The 23,667-nt window shown below is 74.2% G+C and carries 29 protein-coding genes (1 of these 29 only partly in view); 15 read left to right on the top strand and 14 right to left on the bottom strand.

Translation table 11 applies throughout. The features are described 5' to 3' along the window. Positions 1 to 184: 184 nt before the first annotated feature. On the top strand, positions 185 to 1,333 hold the full coding sequence (locus AB0K17_RS15660; RefSeq protein WP_365968421.1) for a chemotaxis protein: 1,149 nt from the start codon (positions 185 to 187) through the stop codon (positions 1,331 to 1,333). A gap of 40 nt (positions 1,334 to 1,373) precedes the next feature. On the opposite strand, the gene AB0K17_RS15655 is transcribed toward AB0K17_RS15660, so the two are convergent. After that, complete coding sequence (locus tag AB0K17_RS15655) at positions 1,374 to 1,673, bottom strand: hypothetical protein (RefSeq protein WP_365983234.1); 300 nt, start codon at positions 1,671 to 1,673, stop codon at positions 1,374 to 1,376. 150 nt (positions 1,674 to 1,823) lie between these two features. Here AB0K17_RS15655 and AB0K17_RS15650 point away from each other — a divergent pair, with 150 nt between their 5' ends. The 6 genes from AB0K17_RS15650 to pqqB are packed head-to-tail and all read left to right on the top strand — an operon-like array spanning position 1,824 to position 5,618. Next, on the top strand, positions 1,824 to 2,342 hold the full coding sequence (locus AB0K17_RS15650; RefSeq protein ID WP_365968392.1) for a GNAT family N-acetyltransferase: 519 nt from the start codon (positions 1,824 to 1,826) through the stop codon (positions 2,340 to 2,342). A 35-nt stretch (positions 2,343 to 2,377) separates the two neighbouring features. After that, on the top strand, positions 2,378 to 2,569 hold the full coding sequence (gene pqqA, locus AB0K17_RS15645) for a pyrroloquinoline quinone precursor peptide PqqA (RefSeq protein ID WP_365983233.1): 192 nt from the start codon (positions 2,378 to 2,380) through the stop codon (positions 2,567 to 2,569). Next, positions 2,569 to 3,300, top strand: coding sequence for a pyrroloquinoline-quinone synthase PqqC (gene pqqC / locus AB0K17_RS15640; RefSeq protein WP_365983232.1), 732 nt, complete (start codon positions 2,569 to 2,571; stop codon positions 3,298 to 3,300). Before pqqA ends, pqqC begins: the two co-directional genes overlap by 1 nt. Then, complete coding sequence (gene pqqD, locus AB0K17_RS15635) at positions 3,297 to 3,593, top strand: pyrroloquinoline quinone biosynthesis peptide chaperone PqqD (RefSeq protein WP_365968395.1); 297 nt, start codon at positions 3,297 to 3,299, stop codon at positions 3,591 to 3,593. Before pqqC ends, pqqD begins: the two co-directional genes overlap by 4 nt. Continuing rightward, positions 3,586 to 4,656, top strand: a complete 1,071-nt coding sequence (gene pqqE / locus AB0K17_RS15630) for a pyrroloquinoline quinone biosynthesis protein PqqE (protein ID WP_365983231.1) — start codon at positions 3,586 to 3,588, stop codon at positions 4,654 to 4,656. Before pqqD ends, pqqE begins: the two co-directional genes overlap by 8 nt. 35 nt (positions 4,657 to 4,691) lie before the next feature. Further along, positions 4,692 to 5,618, top strand: a complete 927-nt coding sequence (gene pqqB, locus AB0K17_RS15625; protein ID WP_365983230.1) for a pyrroloquinoline quinone biosynthesis protein PqqB — start codon at positions 4,692 to 4,694, stop codon at positions 5,616 to 5,618. A gap of 17 nt (positions 5,619 to 5,635) precedes the next feature. Here the strand turns inward: pqqB and AB0K17_RS15620 are convergent, their stop codons facing one another. Continuing rightward, positions 5,636 to 6,370, bottom strand: coding sequence for an AAA family ATPase (locus tag AB0K17_RS15620; RefSeq protein WP_365983229.1), 735 nt, complete (start codon positions 6,368 to 6,370; stop codon positions 5,636 to 5,638). A 174-nt stretch (positions 6,371 to 6,544) separates the two neighbouring features. On the opposite strand from AB0K17_RS15620, the gene AB0K17_RS15615 reads away from it, so the two are divergent. Next, positions 6,545 to 7,234 carry a GntR family transcriptional regulator gene (locus tag AB0K17_RS15615; protein WP_365983228.1) on the top strand — a complete coding sequence of 230 codons (690 nt, stop codon included), beginning with the start codon at positions 6,545 to 6,547 and terminating at the stop codon, positions 7,232 to 7,234. A 39-nt stretch (positions 7,235 to 7,273) separates the two neighbouring features. Here the strand turns inward: AB0K17_RS15615 and AB0K17_RS15610 are convergent, their stop codons facing one another. From AB0K17_RS15610 to AB0K17_RS15600, 3 genes are all read right to left on the bottom strand, one after another. After that, positions 7,274 to 7,843 carry an isoprenylcysteine carboxylmethyltransferase family protein gene (locus AB0K17_RS15610; RefSeq protein WP_365968400.1) on the bottom strand — a complete coding sequence of 190 codons (570 nt, stop codon included), beginning with the start codon at positions 7,841 to 7,843 and terminating at the stop codon, positions 7,274 to 7,276. A 163-nt stretch (positions 7,844 to 8,006) separates the two neighbouring features. Next, entirely contained in the window at positions 8,007 to 8,870 is an 864-nt protein-coding gene (locus tag AB0K17_RS15605) for a DMT family transporter (RefSeq protein WP_365983227.1), read from the bottom strand. Positions 8,871 to 8,892: 22 nt separating this feature from the next. Beyond that, on the bottom strand, positions 8,893 to 9,891 hold the full coding sequence (locus AB0K17_RS15600; protein WP_365983226.1) for a hypothetical protein: 999 nt from the start codon (positions 9,889 to 9,891) through the stop codon (positions 8,893 to 8,895). A 186-nt stretch (positions 9,892 to 10,077) separates the two neighbouring features. On the opposite strand from AB0K17_RS15600, the gene AB0K17_RS15595 reads away from it, so the two are divergent. Beyond that, a complete protein-coding gene (locus tag AB0K17_RS15595) occupies positions 10,078 to 10,248 on the top strand; it encodes a hypothetical protein (protein ID WP_365983225.1) in 171 nt (56 codons plus the stop codon). Positions 10,249 to 10,259: 11 nt separating this feature from the next. On the opposite strand, the gene AB0K17_RS15590 is transcribed toward AB0K17_RS15595, so the two are convergent. From AB0K17_RS15590 to AB0K17_RS15580, 3 genes are all read right to left on the bottom strand, one after another. Then, complete coding sequence (locus AB0K17_RS15590; RefSeq protein ID WP_365983251.1) at positions 10,260 to 10,535, bottom strand: DUF4190 domain-containing protein; 276 nt, start codon at positions 10,533 to 10,535, stop codon at positions 10,260 to 10,262. Further along, the gene (locus tag AB0K17_RS15585; protein ID WP_365983224.1) at positions 10,532 to 10,693 is read right to left on the bottom strand and encodes a hypothetical protein; all 162 of its coding nucleotides are present in this window, start codon (positions 10,691 to 10,693) and stop codon (positions 10,532 to 10,534) included. The genes AB0K17_RS15590 and AB0K17_RS15585 overlap by 4 nt, the downstream gene beginning before the upstream one ends. Before the next feature lie 141 nt (positions 10,694 to 10,834). Beyond that, positions 10,835 to 11,929, bottom strand: coding sequence for a glutamate--cysteine ligase (locus AB0K17_RS15580; RefSeq protein WP_365983223.1), 1,095 nt, complete (start codon positions 11,927 to 11,929; stop codon positions 10,835 to 10,837). A 232-nt stretch (positions 11,930 to 12,161) separates the two neighbouring features. Here AB0K17_RS15580 and AB0K17_RS15575 point away from each other — a divergent pair, with 232 nt between their 5' ends. Then, a complete protein-coding gene (locus AB0K17_RS15575; RefSeq protein WP_365968406.1) occupies positions 12,162 to 13,637 on the top strand; it encodes an MFS transporter in 1,476 nt (491 codons plus the stop codon). Between the two features lie 16 nt (positions 13,638 to 13,653). Here AB0K17_RS15575 and AB0K17_RS15570 read toward each other — a convergent pair whose 3' ends face one another. Beyond that, on the bottom strand, positions 13,654 to 14,601 hold the full coding sequence (locus AB0K17_RS15570; RefSeq protein ID WP_365983222.1) for a PrsW family glutamic-type intramembrane protease: 948 nt from the start codon (positions 14,599 to 14,601) through the stop codon (positions 13,654 to 13,656). 99 nt (positions 14,602 to 14,700) lie between these two features. Next, positions 14,701 to 15,852, bottom strand: coding sequence for an AAA family ATPase (locus tag AB0K17_RS15565; protein WP_365983221.1), 1,152 nt, complete (start codon positions 15,850 to 15,852; stop codon positions 14,701 to 14,703). Positions 15,853 to 15,957: 105 nt separating this feature from the next. Here AB0K17_RS15565 and AB0K17_RS15560 point away from each other — a divergent pair, with 105 nt between their 5' ends. Further along, a complete protein-coding gene (locus tag AB0K17_RS15560) occupies positions 15,958 to 16,518 on the top strand; it encodes a hypothetical protein (protein ID WP_365968410.1) in 561 nt (186 codons plus the stop codon). A gap of 32 nt (positions 16,519 to 16,550) precedes the next feature. On the opposite strand, the gene AB0K17_RS15555 is transcribed toward AB0K17_RS15560, so the two are convergent. Next, the gene (locus AB0K17_RS15555; RefSeq protein WP_365968411.1) at positions 16,551 to 16,985 is read right to left on the bottom strand and encodes an SRPBCC family protein; all 435 of its coding nucleotides are present in this window, start codon (positions 16,983 to 16,985) and stop codon (positions 16,551 to 16,553) included. Positions 16,986 to 17,069: 84 nt separating this feature from the next. Continuing rightward, a complete protein-coding gene (locus AB0K17_RS15550) occupies positions 17,070 to 17,768 on the bottom strand; it encodes a triacylglycerol lipase (protein WP_365983220.1) in 699 nt (232 codons plus the stop codon). 237 nt (positions 17,769 to 18,005) lie between these two features. Between AB0K17_RS15550 and AB0K17_RS15545 the strand changes: the two genes are divergently transcribed. Continuing rightward, positions 18,006 to 18,284, top strand: a complete 279-nt coding sequence (locus AB0K17_RS15545) for a DUF1540 domain-containing protein (RefSeq protein ID WP_344436207.1) — start codon at positions 18,006 to 18,008, stop codon at positions 18,282 to 18,284. A gap of 4 nt (positions 18,285 to 18,288) precedes the next feature. Here the strand turns inward: AB0K17_RS15545 and AB0K17_RS15540 are convergent, their stop codons facing one another. Continuing rightward, complete coding sequence (locus tag AB0K17_RS15540) at positions 18,289 to 19,308, bottom strand: alcohol dehydrogenase (RefSeq protein WP_365968413.1); 1,020 nt, start codon at positions 19,306 to 19,308, stop codon at positions 18,289 to 18,291. A 196-nt stretch (positions 19,309 to 19,504) separates the two neighbouring features. Here AB0K17_RS15540 and AB0K17_RS15535 point away from each other — a divergent pair, with 196 nt between their 5' ends. After that, complete coding sequence (locus AB0K17_RS15535) at positions 19,505 to 20,269, top strand: TetR/AcrR family transcriptional regulator (RefSeq protein WP_365983219.1); 765 nt, start codon at positions 19,505 to 19,507, stop codon at positions 20,267 to 20,269. A gap of 42 nt (positions 20,270 to 20,311) precedes the next feature. Here the strand turns inward: AB0K17_RS15535 and AB0K17_RS15530 are convergent, their stop codons facing one another. Continuing rightward, a complete protein-coding gene (locus tag AB0K17_RS15530; protein WP_365968415.1) occupies positions 20,312 to 20,761 on the bottom strand; it encodes an RICIN domain-containing protein in 450 nt (149 codons plus the stop codon). 158 nt (positions 20,762 to 20,919) lie between these two features. On the opposite strand from AB0K17_RS15530, the gene AB0K17_RS15525 reads away from it, so the two are divergent. Continuing rightward, positions 20,920 to 21,957, top strand: coding sequence for a GDP-mannose 4,6-dehydratase (locus AB0K17_RS15525; protein WP_365968416.1), 1,038 nt, complete (start codon positions 20,920 to 20,922; stop codon positions 21,955 to 21,957). A gap of 240 nt (positions 21,958 to 22,197) precedes the next feature. Continuing rightward, positions 22,198 to 23,667 carry the start of a type I polyketide synthase gene (locus AB0K17_RS15520; RefSeq protein ID WP_365983218.1) on the top strand. 26,946 nt of this gene lie beyond the right edge of the window, so only the first 1,470 of its 28,416 coding nucleotides appear in the window; its start codon is at positions 22,198 to 22,200; its stop codon lies beyond the right edge, outside the window.

Genomic DNA, 23,667 nt, shown 5'->3' with positions numbered 1-23,667 from the left:
AACCCCGGCACCATCGCTACCGCCCCCGCCCGGCCGGCACGCGCCGGGCCGGCCGCGCGTCATCCGTACGAGTACCGCCGCGGACGCAGGGCAGGTGATCCGTGTGGCCCCGCTCGATTGGCCGTGCGCCCGAAGCTCTGGTCACCTGGAAGACACCCCGCAGGCCCGGAGGAGGACCTTGACGATGGACATCGGCGAGCTGACCGACGCAACCCTGCGAGACCTGCGGCGGTCGCGTGACTACCCGGCCGTGTCGGTGCTCCTGCCCACCAACCGCCGCACCCCGTACAACCCCGAGGACCCCCTGCGGCTGCGCGTCACCGTCGCCGAGGCCAAGCGCCGGCTGGAGGAGGACCCGCGCGTGACCCGCGCGGCGCGCATCGACGTCGGCAAGCAGCTCGACGCCGCGTGCGACGAGGTCGACCTCACCCACTCGAGCGACGGCCTGCTCCTGCTCGCCGCCCCCGGCGAGCACCACGTCTGGTACCTGCCGCGCTCGGTGCCGCAGCGCGTCGTCGTCTCCGACTCCTTCCTCACCCGCAACCTGGTCGCCGCCCGGCTCGTCGAGGAGCCCTACTGGGCCCTGGTGCTCTCCGAGGGCGAGACCCGGCTGTGGGACGGGGCGGGGGAGAGCCTCACCGAGGCCACCGACCGGGGCTTCCCCGTACGCCCCGCCATCCCCGACCACCAGGACGCCCTGCCCGGCGCCCACTTCGACAAGGTCGGCAACCACCCCCTGACCGTGCGCGAGGAGAAGCCCGTCGAGCGCACCCGGCAGTACATGCGCTCGGTCGTCGGGGCCCTCACCCCCGTCCTGACCCGCGAACCGCGTCCCCTGTACGTCGTCGGACTGCGCGAACACATCGCCCTGTTCGAGAAGTTGTGCCCCAGCGCGGCGGCCGTCACCGCCCGCGTGGAGAGCGGCGGCGCCGTCGCCAAGACGGCCCACGAACTCCTCGACGTCCTCCAGCCGGCCTTCCGCGAGCGCCGCACCTCGCGCCGCGGCGACGTGCTGCGCCGCCTGAGCGACGCCCGCGGCCAGAAGCTGTTCACCTCCGGCCTCGACGAGATCTGGCAGACGGTGCGCCAGGGCCGCGTGGCCCTCCTCGCCGTCGAGGACCACTACCAGGTCACCGCCCGCGTCGACGGCAACGGCGGCCACCCCGTACGGCTGGAGGAACCCGTCGAGCCCCTGACGGCCGACCCGGCCATCCGCGAGGACGTCGTCGACGAGATCGTCGAGGCCGCCCTCGACAACGGTGCCGAGGTCGAATTCGTCCCCGACGACACCCTCGCGGAAGAGGACCGCCTGGCGGCCGTCCTGCGCTACTGAGGCCGGCCGGCCCCGACGCGATGCCCTGTCCGGCCGCCCGTCAGCTGCCGAGCATCCGGCCGAGGGCCTGACCGCCCGGGAGGAACGCGGTCACGGCGTCGGGGCGCAGACCCCCCAACAGGGCCGCGGCACCGGGCTCCTGCGAGGCGTCCTCCACCGGCGCGGGCAGGGTCCTGACGGCCTGCTGCCGCGGGGGCGTGTCCCGGTCCGCGGGGGCGCTCGCAGGCGGCCCCGGTGCCGTACCGTCGGCCGGCGGGGCGGCCGCGACCGGGCCGCACAGGCCCAGGACGGTGGCTCCGGCCAGCAGCGCCGCCGCCGCGGTCATCCTTTTCCAGTGCATTGCCCGCTCTCCTTCTCGTCCCCGGTCCGGTGCCCATGGCTTCGCGGCCTGTCCTGCCCGTGGCCCCGTCGGGGTAGTCGCGCCATCACCCGTCCGTGGGCGAGGAAATGTTCCGGCACTCCCGGTGCGGGCGTGCCTATGCTGCCGGGCGTGATCAGACTGGAGCGGCTGCAGGCCGCACATGCCGCGGCGCTGCTGGCCTTCGAGCGGGAGAACCGCGCCTACTTCGCGCGGTCCGTACCCGACCGCGGGGACGCCTACTTCGACGACTTCGCCTCCCGGCACCGGGCCCTGCTCGCCGAACAGGACGCCGGCATCTGCCACTTCCACGTCGTCGTGGACGACCGGGGCGACCTCGTCGGACGCGTCAACCTCCTCGACGCCGCGGAGGGCACGGCCGAACTGGGCTACCGCATCGCCGAGCGCGCCGCGGGGCGGGGGGTGGCGACGGCCGCCGTGGCCCGGGTGCGCCGCCTCGCCGGCACGGCGTACGGACTGTCCGCGCTCACGGCGCGCACCACCCTCGACAACGCGGCCTCCAGGGCCGTGCTGGAGCGCAACGGCTTCGTCGTCGTCGGCGACGTCGGTCTCGACGGCCGCCCCGGGCTGCGGTACCGGGCCGTCACCCGATCCGGCGATTGCGGTCCGCCGCCCGGTGAAGGACGCTGAAGAGAAGGCGTGTTCGGGCACCAGGGGGAGGGGCCATGCCGGAGATCGCACTGCGCACGGAGACCGCACAGCGCACGCACACCACATTGCGCACGCAAGCCACCGCGCTCATCGGGGCTCCGCCCGCGCACGACGCGGGTGACGCGGCCCGACGGGCCTGGGAGCCGCCCGACTTCACCGACGTCGAGCTGGGCCAGGAGGTCACCGCCTACGCAGGCCGGTGGTAGTGAGCCCCGGCCGGGAAGCGGTCACCGGCCGCTGCCCGGAGCCCCGCAGCCCGGCGGAGTTCAGTGCCGCGCTGCACGCCCACGCCGACCGCTACTGGGACCGGCATCCGCTGCACGTGCGCCTGCACGAAGGCGGCCTCGGCCGCCGCGAGCTGCAGCAGTGGATCGCCAACCGCTGGTACTACCAGAAGTCGCTGCCCCAGAAGGACGCCGCGATCGTCGCCAACTGCCCCGTCGCCGACGTCCGCCGCCGCTGGGTGCGCCGCATCCTCGACCAGGACGGCGACGGCGACCGGCCCGGCGGCAACGCCGCCTGGCTCGACCTCGCCGAGGCCGCCGGGCTCGACCGCGCCGAAGTGCTCGACGAGCGCCACGTCCTGCCCGGCGTGCGCTTCGCCACCGACGCCTACGTCACCTTCGCCCGGACCCGGCCGTGGCCGGAGGCCGTCGCCGCCTCCCTCACCGAGCTGTTCTCCCCGGCCCTGATGCGCGAACGACTGGCCGCCCTGCGCGCCCACTACCCCTGGATCGGTCCTGCCGGCCACCGCTACCACCTCGCCCGCCCCGAGGCCGCCACCGCCGACGCCGAGCACGCCCTGGCCGTCGTCACCGCCCACTGCACCACCCGCAGCCGGCAGGACGCCGCCCTGGCCGCCCTGGCCTTCAAGTGCGATGTGCTCTGGAGCATCCTCGACGCCCTCGACCGGGCGCAGCGGACGGACGGGCCGTGACCGGCGCGCCCCCGTCGCGGTGGCGGCTGCGCACCGGCGTACGGCTCGCCCACGACCCCGTGCGCGACACCGGCGTCCTCCTCCACCCCGACGGCGTCCTGCTCCTCAACGCCACCGCCACCGCCGTCCTCGCCCTGTGCGACGGCACCACCGGCGAGGCCGACCTGGCGGCCGCGCTGTCGCGGACATACACCGGCGTGCGCGCCCAGGACGTCCGCTGCTTCCTCGGCCGCCTCGCCGCCCGGCAGCTGATCGAGCCCGTTCCCGGCCGGCCGGGGACCGGCGATGGCTGAGCCCCGCCCCCTCGGCATGCTCGCCGAGCTCACCCACCGCTGCCCGCTGCGCTGCGGCTACTGCTCCAACCCCGCCGGCCCCGCCCCGCGCGCCGGCGAGCTGACCTCGGCCCAGTGGTGCCGCACCCTCGACGAAGCCCGTGACCTGGGCGTCCTGCAGGTGCACTTCTCCGGCGGCGAACCCCTGCTGCGCCGCGATCTGCCGCGCCTCGTCGCCCACGCCCACACCCTCGGCCTGTACACCGGCCTCGTCACCGGCGGCCAGGGCCTCACCCCGGTGCGCCTGTCCACCCTCGCCGCCGCGGGTTTGGACCACGTGCAGATCAGCCTGCAGGACGCCACGGCGGCACCCGCCGATGCGATCGCCGGCCGCCCCGCGCACCGCCGCAAGCTGGCCGCCGCCGCGCTCGTCAGGGAGTACGGACTGCCGCTCACCCTCAACGTCGTCCTCCACCGCGCCAACATCGACCGCACCGCCGCGCTCGTCGACCTCGCCACAGATCTCGGCGCCGACCGGCTCGAGCTCGCCAACGCCCAGTACTACGGCTCGGCCCTGCTCAACCGCCGTTCGCTGCTGCCGACGCGGGAACAGCTCGACGCGGCCGAGGCGGTGGTGCGCGCCGCGCGGGCCCGGTACGGCGGCCGGCCGGACATCGTCTACGTACGGGCCGACTACCACGACGGCGTGCCCAAGCCCTGCATGCACGGCTGGGGCAGCCGCCAGTTCACGGTCGCCCCCGGCGGTGAGGTGCTGCCGTGCCCGGCCGCCGCCCGGATCCCGGGCCTGGGCGTGCGCACCGTGCGCGACACCCGCCTCGCCGACATCTGGTACCGCTCGGAGGCGTTCAACCGCTTCCGCGGCACCGACTGGATGCCCGAGCCCTGCCGAAGCTGCCCGCTCAAGGAGAAGGACCACGGGGGCTGCCGCTGCCAGGCGTTCGAGCTGACCGGCGACGCCGCCGCCACCGACCCGGCGTGCCGGCTCTCCCCGCACCACGGCCTCGTCCGCGCCGCCGTCGACGACGCCCGCGCCGCACCCGGCGGCCTGCCGTACCGCCGCTGATCCCCGCCACGCCACCGGGACGGAAGGGACTCCGCATGCGGCTGCGCATCCTGGGCACGGCGGCCGGCGGCGGACTGCCGCAGTGGAACTGCGCCTGCCCCGGCTGCGCACGGGCGCGCACCGCCGGGCACCGCGCCCGGCGCACCCAGGAGTGCCTGGCACTCAGCGTCTCGCCGCGCGTCTGGCACCTGGTCAACGCCTCGCCCGACCTGCGCACCCAGATCCTGGCCGCCCCCGGCCTCACCCCGCCCGACGGCACCCGCGACACCCCGCTGCGGGGCGTCCTGCTGACCGACGGGGAACTCGACCACACCGCCGGCCTGCTGGCCCTGCGCGAGGGCGCCGCCCTGGACGTGTACGCCCCGGCGGCCGTGGCGGCGGCGCTGGACGAGCAGTTCCCGCTGCGTACGCTACTCGCCCCCTACGGGGCGGCCCGCTGGCATGCCCTCGACGTCCCCGCCACCGGGCGCCGGTGGACGCTCGACGGCGGCCGGCTGCGGGTGACGGCCGTGCCCGTCGGCGACAAACGCCCGCGGTACGCGGCCGGTCCGGCCCGGCCGGGCCCCTGGGTGGTGGCCTACCGCTTCGACGAGCCCGCGACCGGCGCCTCGGTCGTCTATGCGCCCTCCCTCGCCCACTGGCCGGACGCCCTCGACGAGGCGGTGGCCGGCGCGGACTGCCTGATCCTGGACGGCACCTTCTTCGGCGAGGACGAGATGGGGGAGCGGACGCCGGCGGCCGGCCGGGCCGCCACGGCCCGCGGCATGGGCCACCTGCCCATCGGCGGCCCCGCCGGTACGCTCGCGCACCTGCGCCGCCACCCCGCCGTCCGGCGCCTGTACACCCACCTGAACAACACCAATCCCGTGGCGGATCCGGCCTCGCCCGAGCGGGCGCTGCTGGCCGCGGAGGGCGTGGAGGTCGCCGAGGACGGGACGGAGATCGTCCTGCCGGGGGCCTGAGCCGTGCGGTGCGGGCGTCAGCGGCCGCTGAGCCACCGGCGCACCGGCCCGGCCGGCGGCCGGGCCACCGCCCGCGCCCCGTCGTCGCCGAACGCGGCGGTCACCACGCGCTCCCGGGAGACACCGTCCAGCAGCACCACCGAGGCCGCCTCCGCCACCGGCGAGGGCACCGCCCGCCCCTCGGGTACGGCGCCCGGCGCCGGCAGCCGGCCCAGCAGGCGCTCCAGCCCCTGGCGGTGCCTCAGGAAGACCCGCCGGGACGCCCGGCGCCCGCGCGCCCGCTGCCCGGCCAGCGCCTCGTCCGGCGTGACGTCCAGCAGCACCAGGTGCAGTGCGCGCCCCTGACGCCCGGCCGCGCGGGACAGCCACCGGCGCAGCCACGGCCGGCTGCCGCAGTCGTGCACCAGGAACGGGCCGCCGGCGCGCACCTGGGCCCGCAGCCATCGGACGTGCTCGATGCGCGCCCAGGGACGGTAGACCGCGTACGGCAGCCAGGCGGGCATCACCGCCTCGCAGGCCACGTGCACCGTTCTCGGGTCGACGGCCGGAGCCGCCGCGGACAGGCGGTGCAGCAGGGTGCTCTTGCCGCTTCCGGGCAGGCCCGAGACGACGACCACGGCACCGGCCGGATAGGACAGGACGAACGGCTCGCCGCGCAGCCCCCGCAGGTCCACCAGTCCCCGCGGTCGCAGGGCGCTGGCCTGCGGCATCCCGGCCGCACTCGTCGCGGCCGGGCTGCGTATGTCGTCCACTGTCGTCCCCTGCTCGAACCGGTCGCCCGCCGAAGGAGCGGACAGCCAAGGAGACGTCCGTGCAGGCCGGCCGGTTCTCGGCAGTGTTCTCGCGGATTGGACCGGACCTACCGTCAGATGGAGCAACGTGACATTGTACGCTGGGTACCCGCAGCAGTACGGAGGATGGACAGCATGGGGCACCTGAAGCAGCGCAACCTCGTCACCGCGCGCGAGCGGCTGCGCGACCAGGTGGCCAACGCCCTGCGCGCCGCCCTCATCTCCGGCGAACTGCGCCCCGGCGAGGTCTACTCCGCGCCCGGCCTCGCGGCCGACTTCGGCATCTCCGCCACACCCGTGCGCGAGGCCATGCTGGACATGGCCCGCGAGGGGCTCGTCGAGCCCGTGCGCAACAAGGGCTTCCGCGTCACCGAGGTCAACGAGCGCGACCTCGACCAGTACACCGAGATCCGCCTCCTCATCGAGGTGCCCACCGTCCGCGGCCTCGTCGGCACGGCGGCCCGCGAGGAGCTGGAGGCCCTGCGCCCGGTGGCGGTGGAGATCGTCGAGGCCGCCCGCGCCCACGACCTCATCGGCTACCTGGAGGCCGACCGCCGCTTCCACCTCACCCTGCTGGGCCTGGCCGGCAACGAGCGCCTCGTCGAGACCGTCGGCGACCTGCGCAAGCGCTCCCGCCTGTACGGGCTGACGGGCCTGGACGAGCGCGGCGAGCTGCTGCCCTCGGCCGAGGAGCACCTGGAGCTGCTCGACCTGATGCTGGCCGGCGACGCCGACGGCTCGGAGGCGTGCATGACCCGGCACCTGGGCAAAATAAGGTCCCTGTGGGCGGCCGAGGCGGCGGTGCCCGACCAGCGGCACGCCTGAGGGCCGCCGCCCGTCGTACCGGCCGGTCCGTACGGCCGGTCAGTACACGTACGGCACCAGCCGTTTGGTGCGGCGCCGGTAATCGGCGTACTCCTCGCCGAACGAGGCCAGCAGCAGCTCCTCCTCCGCGCGGATCCGCCAGCCGTACGCCACCAGCAGCAGGCCCGTGACCAGGACGAAGGCGAGCCAGCCGCCGACCGTCAGCGCGTAGCCCGCCCACACCAGCAGGCTGCCGCAGTAGCCGGGATGCCGGACCAGGCGGTACGGGCCCTCCTGGACCAGGCGCTGGCCCTCGTCCGTGCGCAGGGTCCGCGTGTAGTACCGGCCCAGCGTCCGCATGCCCCAGGCCCGGACGGCGAGGCCCGCCACCGCCAGCACCACGCCCGCCCACCGCCACCTCACCGGCAGTTGGGCGACCGACGCGGCCGACAGCCCGGCAACGACGAGCACGGACACCAGGTAGGAGCCGAGCAGCAGCCGGGTGCTGCCGCGGTCGCCGGCCCCGGCCTGCCAGCTGGCCGTACCGGCCTCCTCCCGGCGGCGCAGGATCAGCTCGTAGGCCGCCCACAGCAGCACGGCGAGAACGACCAGCAGGTTGGGAAGCGCCATCGGGTGTCCTTTCGCCCGGGCCTGCGGGGCGACTCACCGCAGCGTCTGCTGCGCATGCTCCCCGCCCGCGGCCGGCCGCGCCAGGCGGCATGCCCGCCTCCGCACCCCCCGGCGCACTCCCGAGCGCCACCGCAACGCACCCGCCCTCCCGACGCGCCACCGCTCACCGGAGCGTCTGCGCGTACGGCACGCGGGGCAGGATCGTCGTACCGATCACGATCAGCAGCACGCCCACGGCCTCGGGCAGCAGCCACCAGCCGGTGCGGATGTGCTCGTGAAAGACGAGCATGCCCAGGATCAGACTGACGGTCGCGTCGCCGAGGGTGAGCGCGGGCTGGGAGGCGACGAGCGGGCCCGACTGCATCGCGTTCGACAGCAGGAACAGCGCACAGGCACCGGTCGCGAAGAAACCGTACGTCTGCCAGTCGGTGAAGAACGCCGCGGTGCCCTCCTGCTCGAACGTGATGGCCGCCGCCTTCATCAACGCCGCCGTGACCGCGTATCCGATGGCCGCCGCCGCACCGAAGAGCGCGGCCCGCGCCCGGCCGCCGGGACGGCGCAGGGCCACCCCCACACACCCGGCGGTCACCCCGGTGGCGGCGATCAGGGTGTACGCCCACACGTCCGCGGGGACCTGCGCCCGGCCGCCGTGCGGGGCGGCCGCCGCCAGCGCCAGCGCCAGGCCGGCGGCGACCATGACCACGGCGGCCCAGCCGTACCCGGGCAGCCGGCGGTGCAGCACGAAAGAGGCGATGACCAGGGCGAAGGGCAGTTCACTGACGAAGAGGGGCTGCACGAGCGCGAGGCTGCCGAAGGTCAGCGCGAGGGCCTGGCAGGCGGCGGCGCAGATCACCGCCGCGATGCCGCCCAGCCACACCGGGGTGTGCAGCAGGTCGAGCATCAGCCGGAAGCTGAAGGCGTGGGCCTGCGGCACGTTCTGCGCGGCCTTGCGCTGCAGCACTGTCGCCAGTGCGTTGCTCACCGCCGCCAGGAGGGCGAAGAGCACGGCCAGCGCCGGCTCGGACACGGCCCGGGCCCCGGTGCGCAGGTCAGCGGCGGCGCAGCAGGCTGCCCAGCGGCGTACCGGGCGTGCCCGCGGCCCTGCCGGGCACGGGCACGGCCAGCCGGAAGTGCTCGGTCAGCGAGGCGGTGCGCAGCAGGTCGCCGGGGGTGACGAAGTCCGGCGCGGCCGCCATGGCCCGGATCTGCTCCAGCGCCTCGTCGGGCGGGACGGGCCCGCGGTGCTCCTGCGGTCGCGTGGCGCGGTGCAGGGCGTTGCCGAAGGCCGTCATGGAGGCCAGGAGCTCGCTCTCGCCCGGCTCGGCCGGGGGAGCCGAAACCGGCAGGGCGTGCCCGAGCGGCAGGAAGTCGGTGCGGCCGACGGCGGTGGCGTAGGCGGAGACCAGGGGAGCGAGCGCCTTCTCCGCCCCGGCCGGGTCGAAGGCACCGGCGGCGGCCTCCGGCACGGGCAGGTGGGGCAGCCCCGGGTGGGAGTGCGCCCACTCCAGGAGCGTGCGCCCCTCGGCCGCGGCCTCGTCGTCGCCGATCTTCAGCACGTACGGCTCGCAGGGCCGGGCCTCGCTGTGGCAGCGGGCGACGAACTCGGAGCAGATCATGGGCTGCCGGCCGCGCTCGGCCATGGCGTTGACGGCGCAGGCGGCCTGGTCGAGAACCGTGCGCACCATGCGGCGCCCGCCCGGGGGCAGCGGCACCCGCCGGGTCGTGCACAGGACCGCGAGCAGCACGATCTGCTGATGGGCGTAGGAGACCGGACGGGCGAGGTAGTCGCGGGCCACCTGAAGGACCGGGGACATGTCGGCCGGCGTGGTCAGAGTGCGCCCGACGGCCAGGTCGTGCTCGTCCAGGGCCTGCTCGAAGGTGACCGTGCGCAGGCCCGAGCCGACGGCCTCGGCAAGGGTGTCGGCGTCCAGGGCGAGCGCGGCGTGGCTGACCTCGCTGTCGTCCACGAGGCAGATCGCCCGCGAGACCCATCCGGTTGCTCGGGTCAGGACGACGTCGCCGGGCTCGATGGGCTCGGGGAGGGCCATGGGGGACCTTTCGCTGCGCGCGGCGGGGGACTCTCGTGCGGTTCCCGCCCGCCGCGCGCCGCAAGCGGACTTCCCTCCGTGTTGAGCCGAACGGGTGAACGCGCCTGCCGACCTCTTTGGAGCGGGCCCCTTCCGGCTACGAGTGTGCATGAGCCCCCACCATGTCAGGACCTCAAGGAGTACGTGATGAGCGAGTACACGACGCCGTCGCAGGCCGAGGGCGAGCGTGACGAGGAGGACATGGAGGACGCGCACGGCAAGCCCCTGCACGAGACGCACCCCATGACCACGCGCACCACGCCGTCGCAGGCCGAGGGCGAACGGGAGGAGAACGAGGGCAACAGCCCGAACCGGTGACCGCGGGGCCCTCAGCCCTCCATGAACCAGCTGGGCGTGCCCTGCACGACGGACAGCACGACGAACACCAGCAGCCCGGCCGCGCCCAGGGCCATGCCCAGCACGGCACGGAAGCGCCGCGCGGTGCCGCGCGCCAGCGCGGTCCCGCCCAGAACCAGGGCGCACGGGCCCAGGACGACGTTGAACACCAGGAGCCCGACCAGGCCGGTGAGGAACGACCACACGGCCATAAGGTCGGCGTCCCGGCGCGCCGACACCTTTCGAGCTGTGGGCTTTTGTGCCGTCAGCTCTTGTGCCGGTGCGTCCTGCGGCGCTCCCGCAGGACGAACAGCGCGATCCACGCGCAGATCACCGCCGCGGACGCGAGCGTGACCGGTAGCGGTACGTGCGCGGCGGTGCCGCACAGCAGACCGAGCAGGAAGAGAGCCACGACGAGGAACAGCATGACGTTCCATCCTCCTTTTCTCCTTCCTCTTGTTACTTCCTCTTGCATCGCCTTGCGGCGAGGTCGTCCGACCGGACGTGTGCCCCGGGCCCCGGCGCCCACGCGGGATGCACCCGCGAGGTGTCCGGGCTCACATGCGCCTCAACCGGCGCTGCCTTCGAGGGTGATGAGGTCGAGCAGGGCCGGGAAGCCGCCCTCCGCCAGGGCCTGCCGCTGCCGGCCGGCGGGGTTGCCCCTCTGCAGGAAGCGGTGCAGGAGCGAGGTGACCTCACGCGTGTCGCCGTACTCGTCGAGGGCGGGCGTGACGTGCTCGACGAGCTCGCACACGAGGTCACCGGCGGGACGCTGCCGGCCCTGCGCGTCGATGAGCCTGCCCTGCAGGCCGTACCGGGCGGCGTGCCAGTTCGCGGCGCACAGCATCTCGTGGGCGCACGGCGGTACGGGCGCGCCCTCGCGTTCCAGGCGCAGGCCGGTGGCCACCAGGGCGCGCACGAGACCGGCGAACATCACGGCCTCGTCCGCCGTGAGCTGGACGTCGAAGCAGCGGACCTCCAGCGTGGGGTAGCGGTCGGACAGGCGCGCCTGCCAGTAGACCTGCCCGGTGTCGGCGATGGCTCCCGCCGCGACCAGCGCCGCCACCCGCCGGTTGTAGTCGGTGCGGCCGGCGAACCGGGGCGGCGGCCCGGACACGGGCCAGCGCCCGAAGACGACGGTGCGCCAGCTCGCGAACCCGGTGTCCTGCCCCTGCCACAAGGGGGAGTTGGCACTCATCGCCACCAGCAGGGGCAGCCAGGGGCGCAGCCGGTTCAGGGCGGAGACGCCCCGGGCGCGGTCCGTCACGGACACGTGCACATGCATGCCGTTGACGAGCTGCTCGTCGACCAGGCGCGCGGCGAGGTCGCGCAGGCGCAGGTAGCGCGGCTTGGGGGTGACCTCGGGGGCGAGGCTGTCGCACAGCGGCGCGGCCCCCGAGGCGATGGCCCGGCAGCCGGCCCGCTCGGCCGCGGCCCCGGCGGCGTGCCGCAGTCGCAGCAGGTGCCCGCCGAGCTCGGAGAGCTCCCGGCAGACGGGGGTGGCGACCTCCAGCTGTGCCTGCAGCAGCTCGGGGCGAAGCTCGCCCTCCTCCGCGACGGTCCCGAAGCCGGCGATCTCCTGGACCTGCTCGGACAGGGGCACCGGCAGTGCTCGGTCCGGGTCCAGCAGGAGGTATTCCTCCTCGACGCCCAGCGTGATCACGAAGCTGCACGCATCCCTTCGCGGGATGCACCGCGCATGGCTCGCACATGGGGCATTTTACTCTCCCGGCCGCTGTCCGGCCGCTTCCCGATCGCTCGCCCGGCCGCTGTCCCGGTCGCTCTCCCGGCCGCTGTCCGGTCCCTCGCCGGGCCGGTGACGGCCCCGGCCGTCCGGCGAGGGCATGCTCCCCGCACCCCGGGGAAGGCGAGGAGCCAGGCAGAAGGGGGTGCTCATGGCAATGGCCGATCAGCGGTCCGGCCGCCGGGACGGGACGCTCACGACGTCGATCCCGGCGCGCCTGGACCGGCTGCCCTGGTCCCGCTGGCACTGGACGGTGGTGATCGGGCTCGGGACGGTGTGGATACTCGACGGGCTGGAGGTCACCGTCGTCGGCAACATCGCCTCCCGCCTGGCGGAACCCGGCAGTGGACTGCCGATCACCAGCGCCGAGGTCACCGGCCTCGCCGCGGCCCTGTACGTGGCCGGCGCCTGCACCGGGGCGCTGTTCTTCGGCTGGCTGACCGACCGTCACGGCCGCAAGAAACTCTTCCTGCTCACCCTGGCCCTGTACCTGGCGGCCACCGCACTGACCGGACTGTCCTTCCAGTCCTGGTGGTTCTTCCTCTTCCGGTTCCTGACGGGCTGTGGCATCGGCGGCGAGTACGCGGCCATCAACTCCGCGGTGGACGAGCTGATCCCGGCCGCCCACCGCGGCCGCGTCGACCTGCTGATCAACGGCAGCTTCTGGATCGGCGCGGTCGGCGGATCGCTGCTGTCGATCGTCATGCTGGACACCGACGTCCTGCCCGCCGACCTCGGCTGGCGGCTCACCTTCGGCCTCGGCCTCGTCCTGGGGCTGGTGATCCTGCTGGTACGCCGGCACGTCCCCGAGTCACCGCGCTGGCTGTTCATCCACGGCCGCGGCGAGGAGGCCGAGGAACTCGTGGCGTCCATCGAGCGGCGCGTCGCCGACGACACCGGACGCCCCCTCCCGCCCGCGCAGGGCAGCATCACCGTCCACCAGCGCGGCGCCACCGGCTTCGGCACCGTCGCCCGCACCGTCTTCCGCTCCTACCCGCGCCGGGCCACGCTGGGCCTCGCCCTGTTCATCGGCCAGGCGTTCCTGTACAACTCCATCACCTTCGGGTTCGGGGCGATCCTCACCCGATTCTTCGCGGTGCCCTCCGGGCACACCGGCTACTACTTCGCCGTCATCGCCTTCGGCAACTTCCTCGGGCCGCTGCTGCTGGGCCGGCTCTTCGACACCCTCGGCCGCCGCCCGATGATCACCGGGACGTACGTCGTCAGCGGACTGCTGCTGTTCGCCACCGCCTGGCTCTTCGGCCGCGGCACCCTGAACGCCGCCGGCCTGACGGCCTGCTGGTGCGTGGTGCTCTTCTTCGCCTCCGCCGGCGCCAGCAGCGCGTACCTGACGGTCAGCGAGGTCTTCCCCATGGAGACCCGCGCCCTGGCCATCGCCTTCTTCTACGCCGTCGGCACGGCCGCCGGTGGGATCACCGGGCCGCTGCTGTTCTCCCGGCTGACCGGCACGGGCGCGGTCGGCGACACGGTGCTCGCCTTCTGCATCGGTGCCGCCCTGATGACGGCCGCGGGCCTCGTCGCGGCCTTCCTCGCCATGCCCGCCGAACGCCGCTCCCTGGAGGACATCGCCGCCCCGCTCTCGGCCACGGCTCCCGGCAATGGCTGACACCGGCCCCCGCGGCTCACGGCCCCGGCCGGACGGGGATGCGCCACCCGCCGGGCCCCGCCCTGCCGGCCGGGGCCCGGCGGGCGGCACGGGCCTCGGCCAGCAGCCAGGCCACGCCCACGGCGCCGACGAGCGCCAGGCCGCCCCAGGAGAGCACGGTGAACACGTCGACCTGCTCCTGGGTGGGCCGGGGCAGCCAGCCGTTGCGCAGCAGCTCGTACTGGCCGGGTGTGCCGGTCAGCAGCAGGGTCACGATCAGGGCGATGTCGTGCATCGAGTCCCACAGGGCGTGCAGCGCCGACACGCCCAGGTAGGCCAGGACCAGGCGCCCGGTGACGACGAAGTGGTCCCGGGTGCTGGCGGAGAACAGCACACCGCCCAGGATCGCGGTCCACAGCCCGTGCCCGACGGGGGACAGCAGCCCGCGCAGGATCTCGGTCTGCACCAGCTGCATCAGCGACAGCCCGCGGACGGTGAACAGGGCCGTGAAGGCGTACCCGGCCGATTCCAGTGCGGCGAAGCCGAAGCCGACCGCCGCGCCCAGCACCATGCCGTCGCGGACGGTCTTGGTGGCCAGGCGCCGGGTGAGGAACGCCAGGGTGCACAGCTTGACCGCTTCCTCGATCAGCCCGACCCCGGCGAACAGCCACGGCGAGGGGTGCAGCAGGTACGTCTCCAGCAGCGACGCGGCCAGCACCCCCAGCACCCCGCCCGTCAGGAACGTGCCGAACACCAGAGTGGGCGTCAGCTCACCGGTGTCCCTGCGCTCGAAGGCCCAGGCCACAAAGGTGACCGGCACCAGAAAACTGCCCAGCAGCACCAGGGTCGGGACGAGGTTGGGGTTGCCGGTCACAAAGGTGACCGCCACCGTCAGCAGCCACAGCACCAGCCCCGAGAAGAAGATCCGCAGCCAGGGCCGCCGGCGGCCGGGGCCCGGCGCCGCAGGCGCCTGCCACATCGTCATGCGTGCTCCCGGTCCGCTTTGTCGGTCCTCAAGCGCACACCTACGGTGGAACCGGGTACCCCGTAGGGCCGCCGGTATGCGCCCGCGCCGGCCGCGGTGTCAGCGCTTCGGCCAGTGCCACAGCGGCTCGTCCAGCGGGCCCTCGCGCCCGGCGACCTCCGTACGGCCGGAGGCGTCCTTGACCAGGGTGATCGAGGCCGTGTCGATGCAGTGGCTGCGGGCGCCGCGGGCGAGGGCCGCGGCCAGCTCCTGGGCGTGGGTGACCACCACGATCTGGGTGTCCCGGGCCGCCGTGAGGATCAGGTCGGCCAGCGGGGGCAGCAGATCGGGGTGCAGGCTCGACTCGGGCTCGTTGAGCACGAGCAGCGCCGGCGGGCGCGGAGTGAGCAGCGCCGCCGTCCACAGCAGATAGCGCAGGGTGCCGTCCGAGAGCTCGGCCGCGCCCAGCGGGCGCAGCATCCCGCGCTGGTGCAGCAGCAGCTCGAAGCGCCCGCCCTGGTCGGTGATCTCCACGCTGCTGCCCGGGAACGCGGCGTCCACGGCCGCGGCCAGGGCCTCGTGGTCGCCGGTCTCCCGGATCGTCTGCAGCGCCGCCGCGAGGTCGGCGCCGTCGTGGCCGAGCACCGGGGTGCGGGTGCCGACCCGGGCGGCACGGGCGGGCGCGTGGGCGTCGGTGCGCACGTGGTCGTAGAACCGCCAGGAGCGCATGTGCTCGCGCAGCCGCAGCAGATCGGGGGCCAGGCGGGGGTCGGCGAGCTCGCCGAGCATGCTGTCGTAGGGGCGCAGGGCGCTCACCGACCGGTGCCAGGTGCCGTCGGCGGTGCGGGTGCGCACGGACGGGCCGGAGCGGTCCGACAGCAGGGCTGCGGGGCGCAGCACGGGACCGGCCCAGGTGCACTCCCGCTTGATCTCGGGGTCGCGGCCGAACATGGACGGCGCCCCCGCGCCGATCGGATGACCGAAGTCGACCGCGTAGCCGAACTCGTCGCCCGCGAAGCCCAGTCGCAGGCTCACCACCGGGGAGCGGCCGCTGCCGCGCCGGTCGCCCGCCCACAGGGCCGACGGCAGCCCGCCCTCTCGCGCGAGGGCCGCGACCGCTCCGCCGTCGGCGGCGTCGGCCAGCAGCCGCAGCGCCCGGTACAGGCTGGACTTGCCCGTGCCGTTGGCGCCCGAGACCACGGTGAGCCGCTCCAGCGGGACGATCAGGCGCCGCAGGGAACGGTAGTTTTCGACTGCGAGGGTGGTGAGCATGGCGTCCTTCGGTGCAGGAGGTGGAGCTGCCACCGAGTGTGCCAAGGGGGTACGACATCACCGGCCCGCGCGCCCGACCACCGACCGAGACGTGAAGGAACCCCCGTGCCCGCAGCCGCCATACCGCAGACCCTCGCCGCCGTCGCCCTGCTCGCCGGACTGACGGCGCCCGCGGCCGCCGCCGCGCCCGCCCCCTCGTACGCCCACGCCGCGGCCGCCGCCCCCGCGGGCGCGAAGGCGACCGAGCCGGTGCGCATCACGGAGGGTCAGGTGCGCGAGGCCGCGCCCGGACAGGCCATCCTCTACCCCTCGGTGACCAGCTGCCTGACGGTGACCGTCCGTCTGGCGGGCGGGGGCAAGGCGGGCGCCCACGCCAGCCTGTTCCAGGTGCCGGGCGAGTACCGCTCGGATGCGATCCTGCCCGCCCTGCGCCGGGCCGCCGGGGCGCGGCGCGTTGCGTCGGTGGAGGTCAAGGGCGCCGTCGGCGCCTGGCACCCCGGCTACTTCACCAAGGCCGTCGAGGCCTACGGCCCCGACGAGCAGGTGCCCTACCCCACGCAGCCCGACCCCGCGGGCATCGCCGCCGCCGTGGCGCGCGGCCTCGGCGTGCCGCAGGGCAAGGTGAGCGTCGAGGACCTGCCCGACGGGGACGTGACGGTCCGCTGACCGCCGGCGCTCGCGCATCCGGTGCACGGCCCTCACCCCCGGGCGAGGGCCGTGTCCGCCGCGTCGAGGATCCGGCCGAAGACATGGGCGACGACGGGCGCCAGCAGGCGGGTCGCCCGGGCGCCGAGCGGGGCCTGGAAGCTCGTCGTCCACTCCACCAGGGTGCCGCCCTCGACCTCGGTGAAGGTCATACGGCCCAGCTCGTGCCGGGCCGGCGGGAAGCTGCGGTCGACGGTGTAGTCGAAGCCGTACGGCGCGTTGTACGCGGTGATCCGCTCGCGGAACCAGCCGATCAGCCAGGTGTGCAGCCGTACGGCGCCCACCCCGTAGGGCGCGTCCGTGCCCGGCCGGGCCAGTCGCGCCCGCAGGACGAAGGGGCTGCGGGTGTAGTTGGTGGTCGTGGCGCACCAGTCGAACACCTCGGCGATCGGCGCGGCGATGACGCGGCGTACCGACACGGTCTCCATGGTGATCACCTTCCTGTGGGAAGCGGGTTCACCGGGTAGACCGTGCGCGCGGCGAAAGTGTGACGCCGCCGCCGGTGAGGCGCGTCACATGCGCGCGGCCTCCAGGGTCGCGCGCACCTTCGCGGCCACCGCGGCGTCCGTCAGCAGGTCGTTGTGCTTCAGGCAGGTGGTGCGCACGTTGCGCGCGCCCTGCAGCTGCGGGCTGTTCTGCGGCAGCATCGTCTCGTCGCAGGGCGACCACAGGACCGTGTAGTCGACCGGACCGGGGGACTCGTCCCCGGAGTTGAGGTGCGTCAGCACGTACGACCCGGGCGTCATGTCCTTGCAGCCCTGGTCCCACAGGGCGCACAGCGCGGCGATGCCCGTGCCGTGGTTGGGGCCGGCCAGGGAGACCCAGTGGCGGACCGTGGCCCGCCCCCCGCCGAACTTCACGTACCAGCGGCTCGGGAGGCTGCCCAGGCTGTGGGAGACGATGTCCACCTGGGAGGCGCCGGTTTGCCGCAGCACCGCGTCGACGTACTGCGCCAGGAGGCCGGCGGTCACCTCGTTCGTCGACCGGGTGGTGTCGTAGGTCCAGGCGAACAGCCGGTCCCCGGGTGTGCCCGCCGCTCTGAAACGGGCGATCATGGTGTCCCATGCGCTCGAGTCGGCGTTGCGGCCGTGCAGGAAGACCACCGGACGGGCGGCGGCCGGCCCGTGCGCCTGCGCGGCGCCGCCGGGTGATGCGGCCAGGGCCGCAGTGGAGAGCAGGGCTGTCAGGACGGCTGCGACACTGCGGCGCATGGAGCGACCTCCGAGGCACTCGCGTGGTTCGGGACGCAAGGATTCTCGGCTGTCGCCGTGCTGCTCAAACCGTTTTCGAATCGGCTGTGCACCTGCTTCGAACCTGCTTCGAACCGGTTTCGCACCGGCTCGAACCGGCTTCCGGGTGAACGGGCCCGCCCGCCGGTGTCGTGGCGCGGCGGGCGAGGAAGGCATCGTGCGAACCCGGTACCGCCGTGCGAGGAGAGCGCCGTGGAGATGCCTCAGGTGGCCGTGTGCCAGGTCGCCGACTGCGCGTACAACCAGGACAGCGCCTGCCATGCCCTGGCCATCACCGTGGGCGACTCGACGCACGCCCGCTGCGACACCTTCTTCGTGCACTCCACCAAGGGCGGCGACCTGGCCGCCACGGGCCGGGTGGGCGCGTGCAAGATGTCCGGGTGCCTGCACAACGTGGGACTGGAGTGCCAGGCCCCCGGCATCACGGTGGCCGCGCTGCAGGACGCGGCCGACTGCCTGACCTACACGTCCCGCTGACCGTCTAGCGGCCGGTCGTCAGGACCATCCGGAAGCGCGCCTCGCCGGAGAGCATGCGTGCGAACGCGGCGCCCGCCTCCTCCAGCGGCACGGTCTCCACCATCGGGCGGATGCCGTTGCGGGCACTGAACGCCATGGTCTCCTCGACGTCCTGCGCGGTGCCGGAGGGGTGGCCGTGCACGGTGCGGCCACCCATGATCAGCTGCAGCGGGGAGACGGTGAGGGGCTCCGGGGTGGCGCCGAGCACCACCAGCTTGCCGCGGTGGGCGAGGCCGTCGACGGTGGCGCTCATCGCGTCGGAGTTCGCCGCCGTGGCGAGTACGACCTTGGCGCCGCCGAGGTCCTGCAGCGCCGCGGCCACGTCGGTGGCCGTGCTGTCGATGTAGCGGCGGGCGCCGAGCTTGTGGGCGAGGTCCTTCTTCTCGGCGCCGCGCGCAATGGCGACGGTGTCGAACCCGAGGGCCGCCGCGTACTGCACGCCGAGGTGGCCCAGGCCGCCCAGGCCCAGGACGGCGACCAGGTCGCCGGGGCCGGCGCCGCTGTGCCGCAGGGCGTTGAAGGTGGTCACGCCGGCGCAGCCGAGCGGCGCCGCCTCGGCGGCGGAGAGCTCCTCGGGGATGCGGGCCAGCGCGCCGACGGGCGCGACCATGGCCTCGGCGAAGCCGCCGGGGTAGGCCCAGCCGGGCACCTGCAGGGAGGTGCAGTGGATGAAGTCGCCCTCGCGGCAGGGGCGGCAGTGGCCGCAGTGCCCGCCGAACCAGCCCACCGCCACCCGGTCGCCGGCCTGCCAGCCGGTCACGCCCTCGCCGAGGGCGTCGATGCGGCCGGCCACCTCGTGGCCGGTGACCAGCGGGAAGCGGACGTCGGGGAAGGCGTTGTGCACGAAGGCGGCGTCGGTGTGGCAGATGCCGCACGCCTCGACGGCGATGCGGACGTGGCCGGGGCCGGGCTCGGGGAGCTCGCGCTCGACGATCTCGAGGTCCCCTCCGGGGGAGGCCACCTGGGCAACACGCATGGACGTCATGACACGGGTCTCTTTCGTCGGGGGAGCGGGGGTGCGGGGCGGGTCCGCCGCGGGCGGGCCGGGCGCCACCGGGCGCCGGGGCCGCAGGCCGGCCGAAGGCGCCTCGCTATCGACGATACACCCAGGAATGTATCGCTGCTATATCGCCACGCGGGTTTCTTTATCGGTACGGCCCCGAGCCCTATATCGTTGCTACATGACCGCCAGCCCCCGGGACCGCATCCTCCAGGCCGCCGCCCGCCTGCTCGCCGCATCCGGCGGCGCCCCCGTCTCCACCCGGGCGGTCTGCGAGGCCGCCGGTGTGGGAGCACCGACGCTCTACCACCACTTCGGCGACAAACAGGGGCTCCTCGACGCGGTCGTCGCCCACGGCTTCGAGCAGTACCTGGCCGGCAAGAAGGCCGCCGGCTCCACCGGCGACCCCGTGGAGGACCTGCGCCGCGGCTGGGACGCCCACGTGGAGTTCGGCCGTACGCACCCGGCCTTCTACGCCCTGATGTACGGCACCCCGCGCACCGGCCCCCCGCCGGCCGCCGCCCGTGAGGCCCACGGCGCGCTGCTGGAACTGTGCCGCCGCATCGCGCTGGCCGGGCGGCTGCGCACCGCCCCCGAGCTCGCCGCGCGCATGGTCCTGGCCGCCAACAGCGGCGTCACCCTCGCCCTGATCGCCGACCCCGGGGAGGAGGCCGAGCAGGTCTGCCGGCGCACCCGGGACGCGGTCGTCGACGCGATCACCACCGGAGCTGCCGCCGGAGCCGCCGCCGAAGCCACCGACGAAGCCGCCACCGAGGCCGCCGACGAGGAGGTCGGCCGGCCGGAGCACCCCGGAGCCGACCCGCACGCGGCCGCGGCCACCCTGGCCGCCGCGCTGACCGGCGACCGGGCGCCCGGACTGACCGCCCACGAGACGCTGCTGCTGCGCGACTGGCTGCGCCGTATCACCGACGGCCCGGCCGGCTGAAGGATCAGGCGGCCGGACAAGCCGCCGGATCGAGTCGCCGGGTCAGTCCACCGGCTCCAGGCGCCACCACTGCGCCGGGTGGTCCCTGTCCTCCCACTGCTGGACGTTGTCGCCGGGGGAGGTGCCCGCGTCGGCCACCTCCAGCAGCAGGCCGCTGACGTGGTTGATCAGGCTGACCGTCCCCGCGTCGTCCAGGTGGCGCTCGACGAGCCACTCCTGGGCGCCGTAGTTGTTGGCCTTCCACTGCTGGACGTTGGCGCCGTTCTCCACGGAGGCACCGGTGACGTCCAGGCGCTTGCCGCTGCCCGCGTTGACGAAGTGGTACTCGGCGCTGCCCTCGTGCACCGGGCTCACCTGCCACGACTGGGCCGGCGAGCCGTCCTCCTTGCCCTGCCGCACGTTGGCACCGCTGCCCTTGCGGCCGTCCGCCACCTCCAGCAGCAGCCCGCTGTGGACGTTGCGCACCCGGTACAGCCCGTGCCAGCCGCTCACGTTCCCGCTCCTCACCCGCTCGTCACGCGCTCTGCGAACACCTGATTGTACTGACCTCTGTGCCACGGGCCGGGCGCCCGCCGCGGCACGAAGTCTCGGAAATTCCTTAGCCCCTTGCGTGATTCGGTGAGCTCGCCGAGCACTGCGAAAGGGGACTGATGTCCAAGCGCGCGCTGATCACCGGAATCACCGGACAGGACGGCTCCTACCTGGCCGAGCACCTCCTCGCCGAGGGCTACCAGGTATGGGGCCTGACCCGGGGCCAGGCCAACCCCCGCAAGGAGCGGGTGGGCCGGCTCATACCGGAGCTGTCGTTCGTCAACGGCGACCTGATGGACCAGGCCAGCCTGGTCGCCGCCGTCGACCTCGTCCAGCCCGACGAGGTCTACAACCTCGGAGCCATCTCCTTCGTCCCCATGTCCTGGGAACAGGCCGAGCTCGTCACCGAGGTCAACGGCACCGGTGTGCTGCGCATGCTGGAGGCCATCCGCATGGTCAGCGGCCTGGGCAGGTCCTCCGGCAGCGGGCACGGCTCCGGGCAGATCCGCTTCTACCAGGCCTCCTCCTCGGAGATGTTCGGCAAGGTCGTCGAGACCCCGCAGAACGAGCAGACCTCCTTCCACCCCCGCAGCCCCTACGGCGTCGCCAAGACCTACGGGCACTACATCACCCGCAACTACCGCGAGTCCTTCGGGATGTACGGGGTCTCCGGGATCCTCTTCAACCACGAATCACCCCGCCGCGGCGCCGAGTTCGTCACCCGCAAGATCTCCCTGGCCGTGGCCCAGATCAAGCTGGGCCTGCAGGACAAGCTCTCCCTCGGCAACCTCGACGCCGTGCGCGACTGGGGCTTCGCCGGCGACTACGTCCGCGCCATGCACCTGATGCTGCAGCAGGACGAGCCCGGCGAATATGTGGTGGGCACCGGGCAGATGCACTCCGTACGGGAGGCCGCGCGCCTGGCCTTCGAGTGCGTCGGCCTGGACTGGGAGGAGCACGTCGTCGTCGACCCCGCCCTCGTGCGCCCCGCCGAGGTCGAGACGCTGTGCGCCGACTACACCTGCGCCCGCGAGGCGCTGGGCTGGGAGCCGGAGGTCGGCTTCCCCGAACTGATGCAGATGATGGTCGAGTCCGACCTGCGCCAGGCCACCCGCGAGCGCGACCACGGCGAGTTGCTCGCCGCCGCCATCTGGTAGCCCCTGCCATCAGGGCGTCCTCGCCCGCCCGCCCGCGCCCCGCCTGCGGCGATGCCCGACTCTAGGGATTTTTCGAGCCGTGCCCGCCGACACTGGGCGCGTGGCGTGCGGGAAGCCGGGCCGTGCCCCGGGCGGGGCGCCCGGATGACGTCGAGTCGCTGTGGATCAGCCCTCCCGAGTGCCGGATGTCCACACCGAATCCTCTGCTGTCCGCCGGTCTTGAGATGGGTTGAGTTGACAATGGACAAGGAACAGAAGCTCCGGGACTACCTCAAGCGGGCCAGTGCCGACCTCAAGCGCTCGCGGCAGAAGGTGAGCGAACTGGAGGCGGCCGCCCGCGAGCCCATCGCGATCGTGGGCATGAGCTGCCGCTTCCCCGGGGGCGCCAACAGCCCCGAAGAGCTCTGGACCCTGCTCTCCGAAGGCCGGGACGGCATCACGGGTTTCCCCGCCGACCGCGGCTGGGAACAGCTCACCGACGGCGAGGAGTTCGCCGGCGGATTCCTGCACGACGCCGCACGGTTCGACGCCGGCTTCTTCGGTATCTCCCCGCGCGAGGCCCTGGCCATGGACCCCCAGCAGCGCGTGCTGCTGGAGACCTCCTGGGAGGCGTTCGAGCGGGCCGGCATCGATCCGGCCGGCGTACGCGGCAGCAGGACCGGCGTCTTCGTCGGCGCCATGCCGCAGGACTACCGCATCGGCCCCGACGACGACGTCCAGGGCTTCACCCTGACCGGCAACGCCACCAGCATCCTCTCCGGCCGCCTGTCCTACTTCTACGGCGCCGTCGGCCCCGCCGTCACCGTCGACACCGCCTGCTCCTCCTCCCTGGTCGCCCTCCACCTGGCCGCCCACGCGCTGCGCCAGGGCGAGTGCTCGCTGGCGCTGGCGGCGGGCGTGACGGTGATGTCCAGCCCCACCACCTTCATCGAGTTCGCCCGCCAGGGCGGGCTCGCCGCCGACGGGCGCTGCCGCTCCTTCGCCGACTCCGCCGCCGGCACCGGCTGGTCGGAGGGCGTCGGCGTGCTCGTCCTGGAGCGGCTGTCCGACGCCCGGCGCAACGGCCACCAGATCCTCGCCGTCGTCCGCGGCTCCGCCGTCAACCAGGACGGCGCCTCCAACGGCCTGACCGCCCCCAACGGCCCCTCCCAGCAGCGCGTCATCGAACAGGCCCTGGTCAACGCCCGCCTGTCCGCCGACGAGATCGACGTCGTCGAGGCCCACGGCACCGGCACCACCCTCGGCGACCCCGTCGAGGCGCAGGCCCTGCTGGCCACCTACGGCCGGGCCCGCGCCGAGGACCGGCCGCTGCTGCTCGGCTCGGTGAAGTCCAACATCAGCCACACCCAGGCCGCCGCCGGCATGGCCGGCGTCATCAAGATGGTGCTCGCCCTGCAGCACCAGGTGCTGCCGCGCACCCTGCACGTCGACGCCCCCTCCACCCACGTCGACTGGTCCTCCGGAGCGGTGCGCCTGCTCACCGAGGAGCAGCCCTGGCCACAGGGCGAGCGGCCCCGCCGGGCCGGCGTGTCCTCCTTCGGCCTGAGCGGCACCAACGCCCACACCATCATCGAGGAGGCCCCGCCCGCGCCCGCCGCCGAGACGGTGCTCGAGGAGAAGGTGTCCGGCGCGGCGGTGCCCGCAGGCGTCCTGCCCTGGCCGCTGTCCGGCCGCACCCGCGAGGCCCTGCGCGCCCAGGCCGCCCGCCTG

The sequence above is a fragment of the Streptomyces sp. NPDC049585 genome (genome assembly GCF_040675615.1).
Taxonomy (GTDB): domain Bacteria; phylum Actinomycetota; class Actinomycetes; order Streptomycetales; family Streptomycetaceae; genus Streptomyces; species Streptomyces luteosporeus.
This window is presented reverse-complemented; position numbering and strand designations above follow the sequence as displayed.

What these genes read in the sequence shown, in the direction of transcription:
- AB0K17_RS15615 (WP_365983228.1), top strand. Translation starts at nt 6,545, where the DNA reads ATGGGGCACCTGAAGCAGCGCAACCTCGTCACCGCGCGCGAGCGGCTG.
- AB0K17_RS15595 (WP_365983225.1), top strand. Translation starts at nt 10,078, where the DNA reads ATGAGCGAGTACACGACGCCGTCGCAGGCCGAGGGCGAGCGTGACGAG.
- AB0K17_RS15585 (WP_365983224.1), bottom strand. Translation starts at nt 10,693, where the DNA reads ATGCTGTTCCTCGTCGTGGCTCTCTTCCTGCTCGGTCTGCTGTGCGGC.
- pqqA (WP_365983233.1), top strand. Translation starts at nt 2,378, where the DNA reads ATGCCGGAGATCGCACTGCGCACGGAGACCGCACAGCGCACGCACACC.
- AB0K17_RS15575 (WP_365968406.1), top strand. Translation starts at nt 12,162, where the DNA reads ATGGCAATGGCCGATCAGCGGTCCGGCCGCCGGGACGGGACGCTCACG.
- AB0K17_RS15545 (WP_344436207.1), top strand. Translation starts at nt 18,006, where the DNA reads ATGCCTCAGGTGGCCGTGTGCCAGGTCGCCGACTGCGCGTACAACCAG.
- AB0K17_RS15660 (WP_365968421.1), top strand. Translation starts at nt 185, where the DNA reads ATGGACATCGGCGAGCTGACCGACGCAACCCTGCGAGACCTGCGGCGG.
- AB0K17_RS15525 (WP_365968416.1), top strand. Translation starts at nt 20,920, where the DNA reads ATGTCCAAGCGCGCGCTGATCACCGGAATCACCGGACAGGACGGCTCC.
- AB0K17_RS15535 (WP_365983219.1), top strand. Translation starts at nt 19,505, where the DNA reads ATGACCGCCAGCCCCCGGGACCGCATCCTCCAGGCCGCCGCCCGCCTG.
- pqqB (WP_365983230.1), top strand. Translation starts at nt 4,692, where the DNA reads ATGCGGCTGCGCATCCTGGGCACGGCGGCCGGCGGCGGACTGCCGCAG.
- AB0K17_RS15550 (WP_365983220.1), bottom strand. Translation starts at nt 17,768, where the DNA reads ATGCGCCGCAGTGTCGCAGCCGTCCTGACAGCCCTGCTCTCCACTGCG.
- AB0K17_RS15540 (WP_365968413.1), bottom strand. Translation starts at nt 19,308, where the DNA reads ATGACGTCCATGCGTGTTGCCCAGGTGGCCTCCCCCGGAGGGGACCTC.
- AB0K17_RS15610 (WP_365968400.1), bottom strand. Translation starts at nt 7,843, where the DNA reads ATGGCGCTTCCCAACCTGCTGGTCGTTCTCGCCGTGCTGCTGTGGGCG.
- AB0K17_RS15570 (WP_365983222.1), bottom strand. Translation starts at nt 14,601, where the DNA reads ATGACGATGTGGCAGGCGCCTGCGGCGCCGGGCCCCGGCCGCCGGCGG.
- AB0K17_RS15565 (WP_365983221.1), bottom strand. Translation starts at nt 15,852, where the DNA reads ATGCTCACCACCCTCGCAGTCGAAAACTACCGTTCCCTGCGGCGCCTG.
- AB0K17_RS15655 (WP_365983234.1), bottom strand. Translation starts at nt 1,673, where the DNA reads ATGCACTGGAAAAGGATGACCGCGGCGGCGGCGCTGCTGGCCGGAGCC.
- AB0K17_RS15555 (WP_365968411.1), bottom strand. Translation starts at nt 16,985, where the DNA reads ATGGAGACCGTGTCGGTACGCCGCGTCATCGCCGCGCCGATCGCCGAG.
- pqqE (WP_365983231.1), top strand. Translation starts at nt 3,586, where the DNA reads ATGGCTGAGCCCCGCCCCCTCGGCATGCTCGCCGAGCTCACCCACCGC.
- AB0K17_RS15600 (WP_365983226.1), bottom strand. Translation starts at nt 9,891, where the DNA reads ATGGCCCTCCCCGAGCCCATCGAGCCCGGCGACGTCGTCCTGACCCGA.